Origin of the sequence: Paenibacillus sp. FSL W8-0194 (assembly GCF_037969745.1) — a bacterium.
Lineage (GTDB): Bacteria > Bacillota > Bacilli > Paenibacillales > Paenibacillaceae > Paenibacillus_AQ > Paenibacillus_AQ cookii.
In genome coordinates this window covers 1,164,673-1,182,531 of record NZ_CP150205.1, presented here as the reverse complement: position 1 = coordinate 1,182,531, position 17,859 = coordinate 1,164,673, and the positions used below count along the sequence as shown (strand labels likewise).

The window sequence follows — 17,859 nt, the reverse complement described above, 5'->3', positions numbered from 1 at the left end:
CTCTATTATGGACCTGCCCGAAAACGTAGGTCCTTTTTCGTCTCTCTGATATTATCAAAAAATCCAGCTGACCCAATACGAAAGGACGATGAGCGTAAACAACACGGTGACGGGGATCGCAACGGCTGTCACCTTCAGGTATTGGCCCCAACCGATCTTAACGCCGCCTTTGCGCACGATATGCAGCCACATCAAGGTTGCGAGCGTGCCGATCGGCAGCAGCAGGGAACCGATATCGCTTCCGATGACGCTGGCCAAGTATGATATTTTTAACGTGAGCGGGTCAAGCCCCATATTCGTCAAAGTGATCGTCCCGACCATCAATGCCGGATGATTGTTGAATATGTTGGATAAAACGCTGAGCAGGCCGCCCATCAGCACGCTGGCGTACAGCAGGCTTCCCGACACGAGCGGCTGCAGCATCCGGATCAGCCATTCCGTCAGACCGATATTGTTCAAGCCGTAGATGATGACGTACATGCTGAAGGCGAAGACAAGAATGTACCACGGCGTTTTTTTCAGCATGTCGGTAGGGGGGATTTTAAGGCGGTACCAGCGCCAGGCGAGCAAAAACGCAGAACCGATGACGGCCATCAAGGATACCGGGAAGTGAACGAAGGAAGCGACGAACAAACTGATGCGGACGCAGAAAACGAAAATCAAAATATTTCTCATGAATTTGGTGCGGTCTTCCTGCTGAAGCGGCTGCTGCAGCGGATGCTGCCCGGGTTTTAAGATCCATTTCGGTTGGGAAGGAATCCTTTTCGGCAGGGTCCGGTAAAAGATGAGAAACAGGATGACGGTGAGCAGGAGGAGGCCGAGCGTTGCGGGGACGAACATCATGGCCGTATGCATGTACAAATCCATGTTCACGATTTTGAGCGCGATCAGGTTAACGATGTTGCTGACGCCGATCGGAGCGCTGGAAGCGGTGGCTATAAGGGCGCCCGAGATTAGGTAGGGTATTTTTTGATGGTTTTTGAGCCCGATGTTTTTCAGCATCATCAGCAGGATCGGCGTCGTGATCAAAATGCTGCCGTCATTGTTCACGAACAGCGTCATCAAAAAACAGAACAGGTTCGTCAGCCAAAACAGCCGGATTCCGGAGCCTTTGGCCTGCCTGGTGAGCAGCTCCGTCGCCCAATGGAAAAAACCGAAGCTTTCCAGAACGATGGCCATGACGATGGTCGCCATGATCGTGACCGCCGCGCCGCTGATCGTTTCCGTGATATTCCCCAGGTCGGCCAGCGTGACGCTGCCGCTGATCAGAACCAAGGCCGCGCCGATCGTTGCCGGAATCGCTTCGTTGACTTGGGGACGCCAAAAGATAAAACCGATGGTGAACAGGAAGGAACAGACCGTAATCAACACCATGAAATCATGCATGTTAAACCCTCATCTCTAACTAAAAAATGTTATTTCCAGTGCACAACTCTCCTTTGCTTCGAAATCTGGAATCTCGTTTTCTATTAAAACTCCATCCGCCCCCCTCCTTAGGTTTCGTTCAAATGGATGTCACTGGTGATACTGTATGTATACGTGAAGTAAACGAGCTTCGACATGGCCAACGCCACGGTTCTCTCAAAATCTACTAATGTCAATCATCGGCATTCGGCCCGGGACGGCATAGGCCGATCCGGGCGGATTGCCCTGAAAAAATGCTATTTTCCAAGCGTATTTGCGAGAATGGGAGCAGATGACCCAAACCAACGTTTTACGCAAAAAAAGACCTCAGCCGTTTGGCTGAAGCCTTTCGTTTCGCCGATCATGAATTGATGTTTGCCGGTCCCAGCTTTCCACCATCCATTTTTAATTTTTTGTAGGCTAACGGGGTGACCTTCTTCAACTTCCTGAATCTTTCGATAAAATAACTCGTGCTGTTAAATCCGACCTTATAGGCGACTTCCGTCACGTTGGATTCCGTTTGCTGCAGCAAGATTAAGCTTTTTTGAATCCTGTAATCGATCACGTAATTCAGCGGAGTCGTATTTAACATTCGCTTGAAATACCGGCAGCATTCCGAACGGCTCAATCGGCCGGCTCTCGCGATCTCATCCAATGTGACTTTTTCGGCGTAATGCGTATCGATCCAGCTTAACATTTCCTTCATCCGCTGATTCTTTGCCGCTTCCATCGGGTCGTGCTCGAGTTGAAAGCCGTTCATGACAAGGTTTTTCCAAATGAGCGCCAGATTTAGCGACATATCGATTTCAAAGTAAGGCGGCTTTTGTTGAAGCCATTGATGAATGTTCCCTACGGCATCCAAAATGTTTTTTCCCCAAGGCTTATCGGACTCAATATATAAGTAGGGCAAATTCGTCGCTTGAATATAAGGGGCTACATACGTGGCGTAAAGCTCTGGCGATACGACGAAATCGGGGGACACGTTCAAACAGATATAGACGCAGCCCGATTCATTCAGCTCCTCCGCCATGTGCAGGCAGCCGCTATTGATAAAGAGCCCGTCGCCTTGTCGAACGACCAATTTCTCTTCGTTGATTTGAAAGCTTGCTTCCCCTTGGACCATCCGGACAAATTGAAGTTCATCGTGCCAATGAAGCGGAATATATCCGTGTATATTTTGATGGATCGTCGTTTCGTAACAGGCAACCGGCAATACGACCGTCCGATGCTCGGTGAGTTCCTTTAAGTTTTGGCCAATCTTGAAATTTTTGATCTGCAAACGACCACAACCTCAATATATTTATATTTTTTCATTCAATATCGATATATTTAAACAGATTTTCCACCTATTATAATACTATCATTATATTTAAGGTGGAGAAACCCGTTCATGGACAAATCATCAGGAAAAAAAGGATTGTTTCTCGTGACCACGGGAGCGGTATTTTGGGGGATCAGCGGCACCGTTTCCCAAAAGCTTTTCCAACAAACGGCCGTCGATATCGATTGGCTTGTAACGACGCGTTTGCTCATCGCCGGCGTGCTGCTTTTGGCCGTTCAATGGTTGGCGAAAGACCGCTCGCAACTATTTGTCGTATGGAAAAATAAAAAGACGGCCCTCCAGCTCGTTGCCTTCGGATTGCTGGGCATGCTTGCGGTTCAATATACGTACATGGCATCGATTAAATACGGCAATGCTGCGGTCGCCACGCTGCTGCAATATTTAGCGCCGGTCATGATTATTATCTATTTAGTTCTGCGAAAACAAACGGTTTTCACGCGAAAGGATTTGCTGACCGTCCTCCTCGCTTTAGCCGGCTGTTTTTTCCTGTTGACCGACGGCTCCGTTTCCCGATTATCCGTGCCGGCCCCTGCCGTCTTTTGGGGTGTTTTGTCGGGAGCGGCGCTGGCTTTTTATACCTTGTACGCAGGTCCTCTCTTGAAGCAATACGATTCCCTCGTCATCGTCGGCTGGGCAATGGTCATCGGCGGTTTGGGATTAAGCGTCATCCATCCTCCTTGGCAAATCGACTTTAAAAGCTTGACGCCGGAAGCCTATGTATACCTGGTATTCGTGATCCTCTTCGGCACCATGATCGCCTTTTGGTTTTATATCGAAAGCCTGCAAAGCCTGTCGCCCAAAGAAACAAGCCTTCTAGGCAGTTTGGAACCGCTGGCTGCGGTTTTAACGACCGTGTTTTGGCTGAAAGAGCCCTTTGGACGTTTCCAATGGCTGGGGGCGGCATGCATCATCGGACTGATTTTGGTTTTGGCATGGGATAAAAAGGCGGCCTCAACTAACCAAACGAAAAGAACTCAGCAGAAGCGCTAGCTAGTTGGGCGCGAACGAATCCCTCCGGATCAGCAAAAAATGTCCCTTGCCTCGTAGGCAAGGGGCACAAACGCCATGTCTCCTGTGTTAGTCCAGTTTTTGGGCCTGTCGCTGCTTCACGGCAGCATTCCGGATCCTCTCGTCTTGCTCTTCCGCGAAGAGACGGAGCGTTTCGCCGTTTCCCCGCGCCCAGTAATTTGGGAAGATAAGGCGGAATGCAAGAAGCTTGAGGCTGAGTGGAAAATGCTTCAAAATGTATATGTAAGTTAAAACGGGAGAGGCAAGACACCACCCGTTCAGTGGTTACTGGAAAGCGATCCCCTCAGGAGGCATAGGTCCCGATGAAACTTCATATCACGTACGACAACCCCATTCCCATCAATGCTTTCGAATGGACGCCCGCGGCGCACAGGCAGCCGCCCCATGTGCATGAAAGCCTGGAAATCGGCCTTTGCTTGTCGGGCAAGGGCCTCTTTTTCTTCGGCCATAAACGGTATGAAGCCGGCCCCGGCGATTTGTTTCTGGTCAATAGTGAGGAACCGCACATCGCCCAAGCGGACCCGGCGGACCCGAGCCGATATCTTTTCATTAATTTTGATGCCGCGTTGCTGCTGCAGGAAGAACCCGGCTTGCTGCTTCCTTTTTCTTACCGCGCGGCGCATTTTTGCAATCATATCCCCGGCGGATCGGCGCTTGCGCGGCAGCTTGCCCCCTGGATGCTGGCCGTCGCGGAAGAATTGCGGGAGAAAGCCCCGGGCTATCCGGCGATGGCAAAAAGCGCGCTGATTCAGCTATGCGGCCGCCTTCTGCGCCATTATAACGACCGGCTTACGGATGAGGAACGAAGCGGCATGGTCCAGTCTGCGCGCCATGCGCAAGCGCTGGCCGCTTTGGTTGAGCAGCGCCATCGCGAACCGATCAGCCTGAAGGAACTGGCCGATGAACTCGGGCTGAGCGTCTCGCGCGTAAGCCGGGCATTCCTGGAAGCGACGGGTTATCGCTTTTCGGAATATGTGTCGCTGCTGCGCGTTCAGACGGCCAAACGGGATTTGGCCGGCACGGACAAATCCGTCGCCGAGATCGCATTCGACTGCGGCTTTCAAAGCTTGGCAACCTTTTACCGGATTTTCAACGAAAAGGTCGGCATGTCCCCGAATGCTTACCGGCAATCGGGCGGAAACTTTTCCGCTAGCAAAAAATGAGAGGGGCGCCTGCACAATTTGAGAAGTCACGGCTTCCGGATGCAAGTTATAATGAGTGCAAAATTCGATTTGGCTGGACACCAATGAAGGAGGAGCACGCCCATGACGAAGTGGCATGGATTACGGGAATTGGTCTTGGCGGAAATAACGCAGCGCCGGGAAGAGGGATGCGACGTCGCAGGTTTCCGGGAGCATCTTGACGACGCCGGCACCGATGAAACGCGGTTGATGGATGTCTACCGCGAGCTCGCGAAATTAGAACCAAGCACGGATTTTAAATATGATGAGCCGAACGATCTGGAATCGATTCGAAACGAACGCCCGACAGGCCCACGAATGCTTGCCGCCAACAGGGACGAAGGCGAATGGCAGGACAAGTTTTACGGGGCTTGGCTCGGCCGGGCCGTTGGGTGCGCTCTAGGCAAGCCGCTGGAGGCTCCCGCCTTCATGAACGGATCGGGTGGCAGACCGGGCTGGCACAATATTAAGCTGTGGTTTGAAGGTGCCGGACAATGGCCGATCCGCCACTACACGCCGAGCGATTCGGCAGCCAAAGCGGAGTACGGCATCGATATCGCCCGCTGGAGCAGCCTGGCCAGCTGCGGCGACAATATCCGTTTCATGGAAACCGATGACGACATTCGTTATACGGTGCTTGGCCTGCTTATGCTTGAGCAGCGCGGTCTGGATTTTAATTCATGGGACGTCGGCAAGCTGTGGCACCGGCATTTGACGTTTGGTCAGGTGTTCACGGCCGAAGCGCAATCCTACTTGAATTTTGCCCGCGTCACTGCGTATATTAACGGAGAACAGCCGGAGGATTGGGAAAAACATATCCGCTGGTGTCGTTCCTATTTGAATCCGTTCCGCGAATGGATCGGCGCCCAGATCCGTGTCGACGGCTATGCTTACGGGGCCGCCGGCCGGCCCGAGCTTGCGGCTGAGCTGGCTTGGAGGGATGCCTCCTTCTCCCATGAGAAGAACGGTATTTATGGCGCGATGTTCTGTTCGGCTATGATAGCTGCCGCATTCGTAGAGAACGACGTGAAACGGATCGTTGAGATCGGATTAAGCGAAATTCCGAAAAACTGCCGTTTGGCGGAAGATGTGGCCTTGGCGGTACGGATCGCAGAGGAAACGGAAGACACCTTGGAGCTGGTCGCCAAAATATGGGAGTCCTTCAAGCACTATCACGCCGTTCATACCAACAATAATGCAGCTTTATGCTCGGCGGCGCTCATCCATTCCGGCGGCGATTTCGAAAAGGGGATCACGACCGCCGTGCTTGGCGGCTGGGATACGGATTGCAACGGTGCCACGGTCGGCTCGATTCTAGGCGCATCGCATGGAGCGGCAGAGCTGCCTGAGTCATGGACCGCGCCGCTGAACGATACGTTGTATGCGGACGTCAGCGGCTTCCACCCGATCGCCATCTCGGAATGCGCCCGCAGAAGCTACGACGTTTTTCGGAAAATTCAAGCAGAATAAAAGGCCCGCTTTTCCCTAAACCGGCTTCAACAGGTTAATTCCCTTCCCCTACAAAGGATCCGGAACGAAGGGCACCATGTAGCGAATTTATTTTACTCGCCTCCCAAAATAAAACCCCCGTATGACCCATGTCATACGGGGGTTCAATGCGTGCGCCCGAACTAGAACAATTGCCGCTGGAATTCGGCGATGGCTTTATATTCTTCTTCCAGGTTCCGCGAAATTTTAATGAAAATCGGCAGCAGCCGGTGGTAAATTTGCGCGTGTTCCTTGATCGGCTTGTGCTGGTGGGTGGACCCGATCATGCCGGAAACGATGTCCAGCGTATCGGTTTTGCCGAGCGCGTACAGGCCAAGGACCACGGCGCCGAGGCAGGAGCTTTCGTAGCTTTCGGGAATGACGACTTCCTGATCGAAAATGTCCGCCATCATTTGGCGCCAGAGCGGGGAACGCGAAAATCCGCCGGTGGCGTGGATTTTGGTCGGACGCCCGATGATTTCCTCCATCGCCAGCAGCACCGTGTACATATTGAATATAACGCCTTCCAGCACGGCGCGGATCATGTGCTCCTTGCGGTGATGCATCGTCAGCCCGAAAAACGAGCCGCGCGCGTCCGGGTTCCACAGCGGCGCCCTTTCGCCCGTTAAGTACGGATGGAACAACAGCCCGTCCGCCCCCGGCTTCACCTGCTCCGCGATCCGGGTCAGCAGGTCGTACGAATCAAGGCCGAGGCGTTTCGCCGTCTCCACTTCGGAGGCGGCAAACTCGTCCCGTACCCATTGGAACAGCATGCCTCCGTTGTTGACCGGTCCTCCGATGACCCACTTCTTGTCGGTCAACGCGTAACAGAAAATGCGGCCCTTCGGATCGGTCACAGGCCGGTCCACGACGGTGCGAATCGCGCCGCTTGTGCCGATCGTCGCCGCGACGACGCCCGGCTGGGTGGCATCGACGCCGAGATTCGACAGCACGCCGTCGCTTGCTCCCACGATAAAAGGAGTGGAGGCCAGAAGCCCCATCTCCTCTGCGTAAACTGGATTCAGCCCCGAGACGGCATGGGTCGTCGGAACGGGAACGGAAAGATTGTCCGGCTTGACGCCGGCAAGCTCCAGCGCCTCCTTGTCCCAATCGAGCTGCTCCAAATTGAACATGCCCGTCGAAGAAGCGATCGAATAATCGATGATGTATTGGTTGAACAGCTTCGCGAAGACATATTCCTTGATCGAAATGAATTTGTCCGCTTTGTTATAGATATCAGGTTCGTCATGACGCAGCCAAATCAGCTTCGACAGCGGCGACATCGGATGAATCGGCGTGCCCGTGCGCAAATAAATCTCATGCCCGTTCATGTCCTTCTTCAGCTTCTCCGCCCATTCCGCGCTGCGGTTGTCCGCCCACGTAATGCAGTTCATCAGCGGTTTGCCGTCCGCGCCGACGGGGATTACGCTGTGCATCGCCGAGCTGAAGGACACGAACATGATCTGCTCGGGAGCTGCCCCGCTTTTTTCCATCGCCTGCTTCACCGAATGAATGACGGCGGCGAAAATCAGGTCCGGATCCTGCTCGGCAATCGATGACGTCGGGGTATGGAGCGGATAGCCTTCGCTGCCCTTGGCCACGACCTTGCCGTTCTCCTCGAAAATGACGGCCTTGGTGCTTGTCGTGCCGATATCGATGCCGATCATCATGTTATTGCTCATGCTTTAACCTTCTTTCTTGAATCGATGAAACTCTTGTTTCATTATTATACAAATATACTGACGACGAGAATGAACGCAAGCCCCGCCACCGACAGCAGCGTTTCCATCACGGTCCATGATTTCAGCGTCTGCGGAACGGACATGTTGAAGAACTCTTTGACCATCCAGAAACCGGCGTCGTTGACATGGGACAGAACGAGGGAACCCGCGCCCGTTGCAAGCGCGACCAGTTCAGGGCTCGCTCCGGGATTCAGCGCCAGCACCGGAGCGACGATGCCTGCGGCCGTCGTCATGGCCACGGTAGCCGAACCGGTCGCCACGCGGATCAACGCCGCTACGAACCATGCGAACAAAATGATGTTGATATTCGCGGACGTGGCGATTTGCGCGATCGCGTCGCCGACGCCGCTGTTAATGAGCACCTGCTTGAACGCTCCGCCTCCGCCGATGATCAAAATGATCGTTGCAGTAGGAGCCAGGCATTCGCTCGTGAATTTGGAAATCTGGTCTTTGGTGAAACCGCGCGAGAAGCCGAGCGAAAAAAAGGAAAAGACGACCGCGATCAAAAGCGCGATCACTTCATGCCCGATAAACTCGCAAAATACGGTTAATCCATGCTTGGCATTCGGATCGATAATGGTGGCGATCGAACCGATCAGCATCAGAATAACAGGAAGCAGGATCGTAAACAAGGTAATGCCGAAGCCCGGCAGCTTGCGCTCGCCGCTGGACGAAAACTGCTCTGCCAGCTCCGCCGGCGGCTCGACCTTGATCCGTTTGCCGATCCATTTGCCGAAAAGAGGTCCTGCCACGATCGCCGACGGAAGGCCGACGATCAAGGAATATAATATGGTTCTACCCAAATCGGCTTTGTATGCATCAATCGCGATCATGGGTGCCGGATGCGGCGGAACCAGACCGTGCACGGTGGAAAGCCCCGCCAAAATCGGAATCCCGATTTGCAGGAGCGACATTTTGGTTTTCCGCGCGACCGTAAACACGATCGGAATGAGCAGAATGACGCCCACCTCAAAAAACACCGGAATCCCGACGATAAAGCCGACGATCATCATCGCCCAGTGCACGCGTTTTTCGCCGAAGCGGTTAACCAGCGTCGTGGCGATTTGCTCGGCACCGCCGGACTCGGCCATCATCTTGCCGAGCATCGTGCCGAGGCCGATGACGATGGCGATCGTGCTTAACGTTCCGCCAAGCCCTTTCGTTACCGAGTCGACGATATCAAGCGGTTTCATGCCCGTCAAAAAGCCGAGGATCAGCGCCGACAGCAGCAGCGTAACGAACGGGTTCCACTTGAATTTGGCGATAAATACGATCAAAAACGCAATCGCGACAAGCGTCCAAACGATCAGCGTCCAATTATGGCTCATACCGAAAATACTGGACATCAAGACAACCTACCTTTCTTCACCTGGTTTTTCTGGATGATTTATGAATTCCCTTCAAATTATCATGCCCATTTGCCAGCATTTAATTTAAGTATTGGTATACTTGTCGACAACTTTGAGCGGCAACGTCCGCGTAGGGACATGTGCCGACCGCTTCAGGATGTACGGCCGGGGATGCTGCTGTGAAGCGTTTTCCTGGAATCCGCGAAATATTCCCTGACCACCTGTTCGATGACGTCTCTTTTGCGGGATTCCAAGCCTTTCATGATCGTATAATGTTTGTCGATGACCGAATGCAGCTTTTGTTCGCCTTTCGAAAAAATTTCGTCGGTCGTGAGCAGCATGACGGTCATGACGATCGGCCGGATGCTCTTCCAAAGATGCAAAATCCGGTTGTGGTTCGCGGCCGTAATGATCGTTTCATGAAAGGATAAGTCCTGGTAAGAAAATTCCACGGCGTCGTTATGTTTCATCGCCAGCTCCATTTTGTCCACGATCCGCTGGAGGCAGCCGAGCAAACCGGTCACATCCGATTGGGCCAGCCGCTGCTGGGCGAAGCTTTCAATCAAAAAACGAACGTCGTACAGCTCTTCGACATCCGTGACATCCAGACCGACCACGACGGCCCCCATGCGCTCAAGCCGGATCAGTCCTTCGCTTGAGAGCGTTTTTAAAGCCTCCCGCACCGGGGAACGGCTTGTGCCGAACTCGGAAGCCACCCAATTTTCCGAAATGGTCTCGCCCGTCTTGATCGTTCCGTTGATGATTCGAAGCCTCAGCTCGCACGCGATGGTTTCCCCAAGGGATGCGTTCTGCAGCCAGGCCGAAGGATACTGCAACATCAGACAACTCTCCTATTTCAAGGATTGTTTATCAATCCCGATTCGTAAGCATACTAATAGGATTTTATCATATCCGCGCAGTGCCGTTCCAACCTTTCGCAGTTTTTCATCCTGAACCGATTTTTCAATATCACAAGTATACTTGTCGACAACTTAAAACCTTTTTTATTTTAAATCAGAACCCGGCATCTGTAAACCTTATTTTGAAAGCGCTTCAAAGCAATGTTTTCCAGCTGTTTTGACCATGAAATTTCCTTCCGTTTCTTGATCCGCGCCGGGTTCGGGCTTCGCCCCCCTCCCTTCATGCATGCTTTTTGCTGGAATATTTTAGCCGTCATCAAAAAGAAAGCTGCTAAAAAAATTATTTTACGTTTCGTTTTCATAGCCATTTTCAAGGAATCGATCGCATAAAAACGGAAATGATTCGCAGTCCAGGCAGCCTTTATATGCAGGGATGGAGCCCGGAGATTTCCTCCGGCTCCACCCTTGGTTCGCGCAAAGCCATGCTCCTTCCTACGACCCCAAATCCCAAGCCGAGTGGATTTTCGGGACGTCGTTGACGAGCTGCCGGGTATAACCGTGCTGCGGATTCAGGATCATGTCCTCGGCGGGGCCGCTTTCGACGATTTTCCCCTTTTCCATAATGTAGATCGTATCGCTTACGTAATAAGCCAGCCCTACGTCATGCGTGATGAAGATGATCGTCATTTCGTTTTCGTCCCGCAGCTTCAGCAGCATATCGAGAATCGTCGAACGGGAGCACGCGTCCACCATGGACGTCGGCTCGTCGGCGATGAGCACCTTCGGGTGCAGCATGAAAATCCGGGCGATCATCAGCCGCTGCATCTGGCCGCCGGACAGCTCAAACGGGTATTTGTTGTGCAGCTCCTCGAATTTGAGATTGACGAAGGAACAGGCTTCCTGCATTTTGCGGTACCGCTCTTCCTTCGTCAGCTTGAGCCCCTGCAGCTTAATGCAATCGAGCAGCAATTTTTCCACCCGGTAAAACAGGTTAAACGACGAAAACGGATCTTGAAAAATCGCCTGGATATCTTTCCAATACCGTTTCCGTTCGGCATGCGACTTCAAACGGCGGGGCTGCCCTTTATATTCGATGATCCCGGAGGATTCCTTCAGAAGGCCCATGATCATTTTGGCCAGCGTCGTTTTGCCGCTTCCGCTTTCGCCGACGATCGAAATGATTTCCCCTTTATGAAAATCGAAATCCACCGCATCCACGGCGGTCGTTTTTTGGCTGCCATAACCGAACACTTTTGTAAGGCCTCTGCCGCGGATCAACAGGTCACGATGGTTCATTCGCATACCACTCCTTCAGCGTTTCCGTTTCAAACAGGCAGCGGTACCAATGGTTCCCGCCCGCGCGAATCGGCACCTTGCCGGTTTTGCATTCGCTTTGCGCAAAGGAGCAGCGTTCCGCAAACCGGCAGCCGGGCGGCACCTGCTTCAGATTCGGCGGAGCGCCGGGAATCGCGGCCAGCTTTTGGCCTTTCATGCCTTCCTCCGGAACGAGGATGGAACCCATCAATTTTTTCGTATACGGATGGACGGGATCAAAAATCATCTGCTCCGCCGTGCCCCGCTCGACGATTTCGCCCGCGTACATGACCATGATTTCGTCCGTGACATGATAAAGCAGCGGCAGCTCATGCGTGATAAAAACGAGCGACCGGATATACTTTTTGTCCAGCAGATCCTTCAGCAGCTTGATGACCGCTTTCTGCGAAGTGACGTCCAGCGCGGAAGTCGGTTCGTCGGCGATCAGCACTTTCGGATTAAGGATGGTGGAAATGGCGATGACCGTCCGCTGCTTCATCCCTCCCGACAGCTCGCTCGGATACGATTTCAGCACCTTTTCCGGCAGATTCAGCGTCTTAAAACGATCCGCCGCCAGCTCCCATACCTGCTTTTTGGACAATTCGGGCCGGTGCTCCTTCATGATGTCTTCGATAAACCGGATGATTCGCAGCGTCGGATTAAGCGCGTTCATCGCCGCCTGCGGGATATAGGCGATTTCGCGCCCGGAAACTTTCGACCTCAGCTGCTCCTTGCTCAGCTTCATAATGTCGTTGCCGGAGATTCGGATGGAACCGCTGCCGTAATGAAGGGGCGGGAAATAAAAGCCCATCAGGCTGAGCGCAAGCGTCGATTTTCCGCAGCCGGATTCTCCCGCGATGCCGAGCGTCTTCCCCTCCTCCAGATTAAAATCGACGCCGTCCACCGCAAACACCTTTTCCTTCAGGCGGGTTTTATAATAGGTCTTCAGGCCGCTGACCTCCAAAATGTTCGTGCTCATACGCCTTAGCTCCTTATTTTCGGATTAAAGATCTCGTCCATGCCCGTGTTCATCATGTAGAGGGAGAACGTAATCAGCGCAATCGATAACGCCGCCGGGATAAACGCCCACCAAGCCCCCGCCACCGGCGCCTCGAACACGAGCGCCCAGTTCATGATGATGCCGAGCGAAATGGTGTTGTACGGCCCCAGGCCGAGCATGGAGATCGACGCCTCCGACAGGATGCCCGAGGCGGTTTGCAGCACAAACGCCATGACGACGTACGAAGCGATATACGGCAGAATTTCGAAAACGATGATTTTGGGCGTGCTGTGGCCGGATATTTTGGCGATATGGACGTGATCCCGGTTTCGCAGCGACGTGGTCTGCGCCCTGACCGCCCTCGCGGTCCACGGCCAGCTCGTAATGCCGATGATGATTGCGGTCACGAGCGAGCTGCGCGAATTGATGCTGACCGAAATGAGGATCAGAATGACGAATGACGGGATGACGATAAAAATGTTCGTGACGGCGGTCAGCAGGTTATCGAGCATGCCGCCGACGTAGCCGGAAACCAGACCGATGAAAAGGCCGATGACGGTGGCGAACACGCCGGCGATCAGCCCGACGCGGATAGAGGTCCGGATGCCGTACATCAGCTCGAGAAACAAATCGCGCCCGAAATTGTCAGAGCCGAGCCACAGGTTGGCGTCCGGGGGCTGGAAGGCGAGGGCGATCATCTCCAGCGGGTCCTTGCGGTTGATCTGCGGGTAGATCAGCACGAGCGCAAGCATCAGCAGGAACAATACGGCACCGATCATGAACTTCGGCGATTTCAGAAGAATAGCGAACGAATTTTTCATCTCACTGTTCCTCCATTTGCGAGGCTTTGATTCTCGGGTCGATCAATCCGTAAACCATGTCGATCGTAAAATTGGCGAGCAGCACGGTAATGGCGATCAGCAGCGTGCAGCCGGAGATCAGCGGATAATCCAATTGGCGGATCGCCGTGAACATCCATGTGCCAAGCCCCGGGTAACTGAACACGATTTCGCAGATCAGGGAGCCGCCGACCATCGTCCCGAGGGACAGAGCCAGTCCCGTAATTTGCGGAAGCATGGCGTTGCGGAACACGTACCTGGCGATTTTCGAATCCCGGATGCCCAGCAGCTTCGCGTACAGCACGTAATCGGCATTCAGCTCGTAGATGGACATTTCGCGCATCCCGATGGCCTGCCCGCCGATCGTCACGAGCACGATGGACAAAAACGGCAGCGTATGGTGGCGGAGCACCGAGCCGATAAATTCGAAGCTAAGGCTTGGCACCATTTGAAAATCGTATCCGCCGGAGAGCGGAAACCACCCCAGGGTGAGCGCAAACAGGTACAGCATGATGATGGCAAGCGTAAAAAACGGGATCGAGTTGATAAACAAGGCCACCGGAAAAATCGCTTTGTCGAAGACGCCTTTTTTATAAGCGGCTACCGCCCCGAGCACGTTGCCCAAAATCCAGCCGACCAAAATGGCGGGAAGCTGGAGCCCGACCGTCCACGGCACGGCGGAAGCCAAAATGTCGGTCACCTTTTTCGGGTACAGCCCGAAGGAGGTTCCCCAGTCGCCGGTGAACAGGTTTTTGACGTAGATGAGAAACTGCATCCAAATCGGCTTGTCGATCCCGAATTCGGCCATAAACGTCTCATAGACGCGTTTGATCGTATCGCTGTCCGTCATGCCCTGCGACATTTGCGAAACGATCATGCTTACGGGATTGCCTTCGATCATCCGCGGCAGGAAAAAGTTCAGCGTGATGGCGATGGCGAGCGTCAGCACGTACCAAAACAGCTTTTTCACGAAATATCTCGAATAGGCGTTCACGAAAAGCTCCCCCCTTCGGACTTGCGCGGCGGAATATCATGCTGCCGGTGACGAGAGCCCGCATAGGGACGGCCCGGAAGACCGTCCTTTATGCAGGCGCGTGCATGTTTGCTTTTGACTGTCACTCGAACATGATTGGGCTTCCGGATGCGCGGCCTCCTCAGTTATGAATCTGGTACAAGGCCCGGATGCCCGCGCCGTCCATGGCGATTTGCGGCGGAATGTTGCTGCCGTCCCCGTCGACGGGGAACCCCTTCCATACGGATTCGTTGACGGTGTGGAACACCCATGGGCGGTACATCAGCGGAACGGAAGGGATATCCGTCAGCCAGATTTTCGTCAGCTCGGTATACAGGTTTTTCAGCTGCGCTTCGTCGGTGACGGTCGGAATTTGGTCGATGATTTGGTCGGCCTTGTCGTTTTTGTAGCGTCCCCAGTTCCAGAACGCCATTTCTCCGGCAGGCGCCACGCCTTTCGAGTACATGATGTCATGGGCCCGGCTCCAAGGCTGGCTCGGATTGACGCCGCCGGCCGGCGTGTTCATGATGATGTCGAACTTGCCTGTTTGCAGGTCGTTCGTCCATACCGGAGCTTCCGGGAACTTCGTGCGGATTTCGATGCCGATCGCCTTCGCGCTTTGCGCGACGATTTCCAGCGCCGCGTTCCAGTCGGACCAGCCGTACGGGCATTCGATTTCATACGGACCGAGGCGGGTGCCGTTCAGGACGCGGATGCCGTCCTTGCCTTTTTGGGCCCCGATTTTGTCGAGCAGTTCATTGGCCGCTTTGACGTCCGTCGTCCACTGGAGCGGTTTGATCGCGTCTTTGTCGACGTATTTGGATTCGGCGTCGGTATTCAGCGTCAAGGAAGGTTCCATCGCCGCCGAGTAGCCGCTCATCGCCAGATCCGATATTTTTTTGTAGTCGATGGCCATCGCGATGGCGCGGCGGACGTCGGCGTTGTCGAGCCCTTTTTTCGACATGTTGAAGAAGACGGACGGCATGGAACCCGGCACGTAATACGGAGCGTCCTTCAGGAACGTCTTGATCGGCGCTCCCTTTTCCCACATGTTCCAGACCTGCGGAATGAACTGCTGCGATACGTCCACTTGGCCGCTCTTGAACGCCAGGTCGCCGGCCGCGTTATCCTTGTAAATGACGTGCGTGATATATTTCGGAGCCGGCAGTTTGCCGAACAGCGATTTGCCCCAATAATTGTCGTCGCGTTCGATCGTGATTTTCTGGTCGTTGTAGAAATACAGCTTGTATGGCCCCGTGCCGACCGGGTTATCGTTGACTTCTTTCCGGATGGCTGACAGGTCATTGCCCGCTTTCTTTTCGATTTCCTCCCAAACATGCTTCGGAAGCATCGGGATCAGTTCAATGCTGTCCAGCACCCTCAGCCGGTTGGGATTATCCTTGTTCAGCTTGATGTTGACGGCATTCGCCCCGTCGGCGGTTACTTCGGAAATATTCGTCCAATAGCTGCTCCAGTTGATGTCGTATTTTTTGCCGAGCTCGTAAGTATAAACGACGTCCTCCGAAGTGAACGGCTTGCCGTCGTTCCATTTCGCGTCCTTGTTCAGCTCGACATGCAGCGTATCGTCCTTCCATTCGTATTTGGTTCCGAGCAGCGGCTCAAGCGCTCCGTCCAGCTGGTTGATCATGAACAACGTTTCGTACACCAGCTCCCGGGAGTTGCCGTAATTGATCGGAAAAGCCGGATTGCCGCTCAGCAAGTTGAAGTTCGTCGGTGCTCCCCACTGCAGGCCGTTGACGTACAACGTTTCGTTTCGCGGCGTTTCCTTGGCGTCGCCTTTGGAGGTTCCGGTCGCGGGTTCTTTGGAAGGCTCCGTCTGAGTGCCCGAAGGCGGTTTGTTACCTTCCTGCGTTTTCGGCGTTTCCGAAGCGGACGGCGGCTGCACGGTTTGGCAGCCTGCGATGAGAACTCCCGCCATCAAAAGCGCCATCAGCGGTTTCGAAGCGAATTTCAGCCTCATGAACATTCCCCCATTCATCACATTGACACCTTGAATCTTGAATCCTGAATTGCACCGACCATTTCTAAAACGTATTCTGCAAGCGCTTACTTATAAAAATGTATGTCGAACCGTTTAAATCATGACTGAAAATCTCGGGTCCCTAAAAGTTATTCACGCGCAAAAAAAAGGCCGCTTTCGCGGGCGGACAAACCGCCCCGGAAGCAGCCTTTTAAGGCAACAGCTTTGGATTATTTTATAGGGAATGCCACCAGAAAATACGTTTACGATTCCTTTGCGCTTTGGCGCGATATGATGAACAGGACGGCCCAGATCAGAACAAACCCGCAAATTTGGTGGAATTTCACGACCTCCTGGAACGCGATCCAGTTGATGAGCACGCCGACCATCGGGAAGCTCAGCTCCGCGAGGGTCGCCACCGACGCTTTGGTCGTCGTCAGGCCCTTATAATACACCATCAGGCTGAACAAACCGGGCAGCAGCGCCTGGCCGAGCAAGTTGATCGATACGGCCGCGATCGTGCCAGCGCCGGAAGGAACATGCCAAGGATCCCCTTGATTGATCGTAATGGCGATCAGGAGCGGCAGCGCCACGATGAAACGAAGCGAAGTGACCGTTTCGTATTCCATTTTGCCGACCATCAGGCGGCCCATGACGGTCGAGCCGCCCCACAGCGCCGCCGCGCCCAGGGACAGCAGGCTTCCCACTTGGACGAAATCGTTGACATGGCCGAACGGGAACGTAAACCCGAAAGTGAGCAGGTAGGTGCCTGCCAGCGCAAGCAGCAGCAGCCAGCCGAACTGCTTCGGCAGCTGTTCCTTCAGCAGGACCCGCGCCATGAGAATGGCGAAAATCGGCTGCATTTTCTGCAGCAGCAGGACGGCGTTCAAATTGCCGTGGGTCAGCCCCAACGTAAACAGAATAGTCGCGATGGCCGAGCCGCCCCAGGACAGGAACAGCAGCGCGCCGATATGGCGCAGCTTGAGCCCTTTTAATTCGGAGCGGTGCTTCCAAAGCAGCGGCGCCACGAACAGCGCAATGATGATATGTTCGAGCAAAACGATCTGCGTCGGCGTGATCTGCTCGCGCAGCAAAATGATCCGGAAGAGCGGGTCCGCTCCCCACAATGCCGCCCCGAGCACGACCAGCCAAAAGCCGGTTTTCGGGCGGACCGCCTGCTTGCGCAGGGCGGGATTCAGCTTGAACTTGTTGCTTACGTTTTCCATATTCCTAATCCCCTTGCCTGAATACGGAGTCAACATTGGAAAACCCCCGTATATCGACCGAAATCGACAAAACGGGGGCTGATCAAATAAGC

Annotated in this window: 15 protein-coding genes; 4 read left to right on the top strand and 11 right to left on the bottom strand. The window is 53.9% G+C overall.

Annotated features, from left to right (window positions below; all coding sequences use genetic code 11):
• Window positions 1-54: 54 nt before the first annotated feature.
• Both MKY58_RS05020 and MKY58_RS05015 read right to left on the bottom strand, forming a co-directional pair.
• Window positions 55-1,386, bottom strand: coding sequence for an arsenic transporter (locus tag MKY58_RS05020; protein ID WP_339323707.1), 1,332 nt, complete (start codon window positions 1,384-1,386; stop codon window positions 55-57).
• A 379-nt stretch (window positions 1,387-1,765) separates the two neighbouring features.
• A complete protein-coding gene (locus MKY58_RS05015) occupies window positions 1,766-2,683 on the bottom strand; it encodes an AraC family transcriptional regulator (RefSeq protein WP_339323706.1) in 918 nt (305 codons plus the stop codon).
• Window positions 2,684-2,794: 111 nt separating this feature from the next.
• Here MKY58_RS05015 and MKY58_RS05010 point away from each other — a divergent pair, with 111 nt between their 5' ends.
• The 4 genes from MKY58_RS05010 to MKY58_RS04995 all read left to right on the top strand — a co-directional run bounded on the left by MKY58_RS05010 (window position 2,795) and on the right by MKY58_RS04995 (window position 6,426).
• On the top strand, window positions 2,795-3,736 hold the full coding sequence (locus tag MKY58_RS05010) for an EamA family transporter (RefSeq protein ID WP_339323705.1): 942 nt from the start codon (window positions 2,795-2,797) through the stop codon (window positions 3,734-3,736).
• Window positions 3,737-3,811: 75 nt separating this feature from the next.
• Window positions 3,812-4,006 carry a hypothetical protein gene (locus tag MKY58_RS05005; protein ID WP_339323704.1) on the top strand — a complete coding sequence of 65 codons (195 nt, stop codon included), beginning with the start codon at window positions 3,812-3,814 and terminating at the stop codon, window positions 4,004-4,006.
• Between the two features lie 71 nt (window positions 4,007-4,077).
• Window positions 4,078-4,938, top strand: coding sequence for a helix-turn-helix domain-containing protein (locus tag MKY58_RS05000; protein WP_339323703.1), 861 nt, complete (start codon window positions 4,078-4,080; stop codon window positions 4,936-4,938).
• A 102-nt stretch (window positions 4,939-5,040) separates the two neighbouring features.
• Window positions 5,041-6,426 (top strand): ADP-ribosylglycohydrolase family protein, encoded by a 1,386-nt coding sequence (locus tag MKY58_RS04995; RefSeq protein ID WP_339323702.1) that lies wholly within the window; start codon window positions 5,041-5,043, stop codon window positions 6,424-6,426.
• A gap of 161 nt (window positions 6,427-6,587) precedes the next feature.
• Here the strand turns inward: MKY58_RS04995 and gntK are convergent, their stop codons facing one another.
• The 9 genes from gntK to MKY58_RS04950 all read right to left on the bottom strand — a co-directional run bounded on the left by gntK (window position 6,588) and on the right by MKY58_RS04950 (window position 17,767).
• The gene (gntK, locus tag MKY58_RS04990; protein ID WP_212952107.1) at window positions 6,588-8,126 is read right to left on the bottom strand and encodes a gluconokinase; all 1,539 of its coding nucleotides are present in this window, start codon (window positions 8,124-8,126) and stop codon (window positions 6,588-6,590) included.
• Window positions 8,127-8,170: 44 nt separating this feature from the next.
• Window positions 8,171-9,532 (bottom strand): GntP family permease, encoded by a 1,362-nt coding sequence (locus MKY58_RS04985; RefSeq protein WP_339323701.1) that lies wholly within the window; start codon window positions 9,530-9,532, stop codon window positions 8,171-8,173.
• 155 nt (window positions 9,533-9,687) lie between these two features.
• Complete coding sequence (locus MKY58_RS04980; protein WP_036712253.1) at window positions 9,688-10,371, bottom strand: GntR family transcriptional regulator; 684 nt, start codon at window positions 10,369-10,371, stop codon at window positions 9,688-9,690.
• A 516-nt stretch (window positions 10,372-10,887) separates the two neighbouring features.
• Window positions 10,888-11,691: an ABC transporter ATP-binding protein gene (locus MKY58_RS04975; RefSeq protein WP_339323700.1), complete on the bottom strand. Its 804-nt coding sequence runs from the start codon at window positions 11,689-11,691 to the stop codon at window positions 10,888-10,890.
• The gene (locus MKY58_RS04970) at window positions 11,678-12,688 is read right to left on the bottom strand and encodes an ABC transporter ATP-binding protein (protein WP_339323699.1); all 1,011 of its coding nucleotides are present in this window, start codon (window positions 12,686-12,688) and stop codon (window positions 11,678-11,680) included. Before MKY58_RS04970 ends, MKY58_RS04975 begins: the two co-directional genes overlap by 14 nt.
• A 5-nt stretch (window positions 12,689-12,693) precedes the next feature.
• The gene (locus tag MKY58_RS04965; RefSeq protein ID WP_339323698.1) at window positions 12,694-13,530 is read right to left on the bottom strand and encodes an ABC transporter permease; all 837 of its coding nucleotides are present in this window, start codon (window positions 13,528-13,530) and stop codon (window positions 12,694-12,696) included.
• Window position 13,531: 1 nt separating this feature from the next.
• A complete protein-coding gene (locus tag MKY58_RS04960; RefSeq protein WP_339323697.1) occupies window positions 13,532-14,542 on the bottom strand; it encodes an ABC transporter permease in 1,011 nt (336 codons plus the stop codon).
• Between the two features lie 160 nt (window positions 14,543-14,702).
• Window positions 14,703-16,541, bottom strand: a complete 1,839-nt coding sequence (locus MKY58_RS04955) for an ABC transporter substrate-binding protein (RefSeq protein ID WP_339323696.1) — start codon at window positions 16,539-16,541, stop codon at window positions 14,703-14,705.
• A gap of 263 nt (window positions 16,542-16,804) precedes the next feature.
• A complete protein-coding gene (locus tag MKY58_RS04950; RefSeq protein WP_339323695.1) occupies window positions 16,805-17,767 on the bottom strand; it encodes a DMT family transporter in 963 nt (320 codons plus the stop codon).
• Window positions 17,768-17,859: the final 92 nt, after the last annotated feature.

Bases quoted from the DNA above. Each gene is read 5' to 3' on its own strand.
- MKY58_RS05020 (WP_339323707.1), bottom strand. From the start codon at position 1,386: ATGCATGATTTCATGGTGTTGATTACGGTCTGTTCCTTCCTGTTCACC.
- MKY58_RS05010 (WP_339323705.1), top strand. From the start codon at position 2,795: ATGGACAAATCATCAGGAAAAAAAGGATTGTTTCTCGTGACCACGGGA.
- MKY58_RS05005 (WP_339323704.1), top strand. From the start codon at position 3,812: ATGTCTCCTGTGTTAGTCCAGTTTTTGGGCCTGTCGCTGCTTCACGGC.
- MKY58_RS05000 (WP_339323703.1), top strand. From the start codon at position 4,078: ATGAAACTTCATATCACGTACGACAACCCCATTCCCATCAATGCTTTC.
- MKY58_RS04995 (WP_339323702.1), top strand. From the start codon at position 5,041: ATGACGAAGTGGCATGGATTACGGGAATTGGTCTTGGCGGAAATAACG.
- gntK (WP_212952107.1), bottom strand. From the start codon at position 8,126: ATGAGCAATAACATGATGATCGGCATCGATATCGGCACGACAAGCACC.
- MKY58_RS04985 (WP_339323701.1), bottom strand. From the start codon at position 9,532: ATGTCCAGTATTTTCGGTATGAGCCATAATTGGACGCTGATCGTTTGG.
- MKY58_RS04975 (WP_339323700.1), bottom strand. From the start codon at position 11,691: ATGAACCATCGTGACCTGTTGATCCGCGGCAGAGGCCTTACAAAAGTG.
- MKY58_RS04970 (WP_339323699.1), bottom strand. From the start codon at position 12,688: ATGAGCACGAACATTTTGGAGGTCAGCGGCCTGAAGACCTATTATAAA.
- MKY58_RS04965 (WP_339323698.1), bottom strand. From the start codon at position 13,530: ATGAAAAATTCGTTCGCTATTCTTCTGAAATCGCCGAAGTTCATGATC.
- MKY58_RS04955 (WP_339323696.1), bottom strand. From the start codon at position 16,541: ATGAGGCTGAAATTCGCTTCGAAACCGCTGATGGCGCTTTTGATGGCG.
- MKY58_RS04950 (WP_339323695.1), bottom strand. From the start codon at position 17,767: ATGGAAAACGTAAGCAACAAGTTCAAGCTGAATCCCGCCCTGCGCAAG.